Origin of the sequence: Protofrankia sp. Cas8, assembly GCF_963555845.1 — a bacterium.
Classification (GTDB): Bacteria; Actinomycetota; Actinomycetes; order Frankiales; family Frankiaceae; genus Protofrankia.
This window is the reverse complement of sequence record NZ_CAUVXI010000189.1, coordinates 8,947-11,065: the sequence shown is the minus strand read 5'-3', so window position 1 is coordinate 11,065 and position 2,119 is coordinate 8,947. Positions and strand designations below refer to the sequence as shown.

Sequence of the window (2,119 nt, the reverse complement as noted above, 5' to 3'; positions counted from 1 at the left end):
ACTGAACGCACCGTCCCTGCCGGCGATATGTGGCAGGCTCAACCTATGAGCGGACGGCGGCGCCGAACCACGTGGGCAGCCCGCTGAGCAGATCCTGCTGACTGTCACCGATCCACGCCACATGGCCGTCGGGCCGCAGCAGCACGGCGGGCACGTCCAGTTCCTCGCTGACGTCGACGACGTCGACGACGTGGTCGACCCGATCCGCCCAGCCCGCCACCGAGAGCCGGCCGGTCTGGTCGAGCAGCAGTCCGCGGCCGCCGTGCATCAGCTCGTAGAGGCGCCCCCGTTTCAGCCCCACATCCCGCAGCCGCCGGCCGAGCAGTGGATGGCCCGCGCCGAAGTCGTAGCGGACCCCGATCGCAGTGATCTTCTCGATCAGGTAGCGGTTCACCTCCTCGACGTCCATCAGTTCCGACACCAGCCGGCGCACTGCCTGGGGACCCGGCTCGGGGGACAGCAGCTCGACCAGCGCCCGGGTGGTGTCGAGCACGTCGGCGGCCACCGGGTGCCGTTCGGTGTGGTAGCTGTCCAACAGCCCCGCCGGTGCCCAGCCGTTGACCTCGGCGGCCAGTTTCCAGCCAAGGTTGAACGCGTCCTGGATGGCGAGGTTGAGGCCCTGCCCGCCGGTCGGCGGGTGGATGTGCGCCGCGTCGCCGGCCAGCAGCACCCGCCCGGTCCGGTAGCGCTCGGCCAGCCGGGTGCCGTCACCGAAGCGGGAGAGCCAGCGCGGTGAGTGCGCGCCGAAGTCGGTGCCGGCGATCGCCCGCAGCCGCTGCTTGAGTTCGTCCAGGGTCGGCGCGACCGTGCGGTCCTCGGCCACCGCGTCGGCGCGTACGACGACGCGGTACACCCCGTCCCCGAGGGGTCCGGCGCCGAACCCCAGATCGGTCTTGCGGACTTCGGCCACCACGGCCGCCAACTCCTGCGGCGGCATGGCCACCTCTACCTCGCCCAGCAGCCACTCGACCCTGGCGGGCTCACCGGGGAAGCCGACCCCGAGCAGCGTGCGCACCGTGCTGCGGCCGCCGTCGCAGCCGATGAGGTAGCGCGAGCGCAGCTGCGTGCCGTCGGCCAGCTCGGCGGTCACCCCGTGGTCGTCCTGGCGCAGCCCGACCAGTTCGCAGCCGCGCCGGATCTCGACGCCGAGTTCGGTGGCGTGCTCGGTCAGCAGGCGCTCTGTGGTGGTCTGCGGGATGGCGAGGATGTAGGGATGTGCGGTGTCCAGCCGGTCGGGCCGCGGCTTGACGATGCCGGCGAAGAAACCACTGACCGGGTACTGCTGGCCGAGCGCGAGGAACCGCTCCAGCAGACCGCGCTGGTCCATCATCTCGACGCTGCGCACGTGCAGGCCGAGCGCGCGGACAATCCTGATCGGCTCCGCCTCCTTCTCCAGCACGAGCGCGTGCACGCCGTGCAGTCGCAACTCGCCGGCGAGCATCACGCCGGTCGGTCCGCCGCCTACCACGATCACGTCAATCATGAAACCCCCCGTTTAACGAGATTGATTGTCGGCCGGCTGCTCCGCGCAGTCCGGCGGCGCGCACACCCACACCACGAGTCCCACCAACGGTTCGACGTCCCCGCGCGACCCATACCTCGACAACACCACACGCCCGTCGTGACTCCCATTTCCGCAGGTCCTGGCCTCGGCTAGCGATTCTGCGGCACGACCCGGGTCTTGCCGCAAGCCCCCCGGTGCGCTATACGTTGAAAGTGGCAAGGAGTGGGCAACCTCCTTACACGCTGACAGAACTGCCGGCACTGACAGAACTGCCGGCGCTGATCTCCGATGCGGCACGGTGGGCCAAGGCCCGCTGCCAGGCGCTCTTAACGATGTGAATCTGATGCTCCTGGCACAACACCAGATTCACATCGTTCCTACAGAGTGTCCGGCACGAGGGGCGCGGCCTCGCGGGGCGCGGGAGGAGCGGGGCAGGAGCACCTTGACCCAACCGGCCGGTTCGGTCTGTGATGGGTGCTACAGGCCGACCTGGCCCGAGGGGTTGTCGCGGTCGAACAGGCGACCGGCCCAGGGCGATATTATGCCGCGCCCGCAGCAAGGCGCCGGCACCAACCCCGCCCCGGCGCCGGCCGCCTACCCAGCCACAGACCGTGC

The 2,119-nt window shown here is 70.1% G+C and carries 1 protein-coding gene; it reads right to left on the bottom strand.

The window, feature by feature from the left end:
• Nucleotides 1-43: 43 nt before the first annotated feature.
• The gene (rox, locus tag U9977_RS21465) at nt 44-1,483 is read right to left on the bottom strand and encodes a rifampin monooxygenase (RefSeq protein WP_322751088.1); all 1,440 of its coding nucleotides are present in this window, start codon (nt 1,481-1,483) and stop codon (nt 44-46) included.
• Nucleotides 1,484-2,119 lie beyond the last annotated feature (636 nt).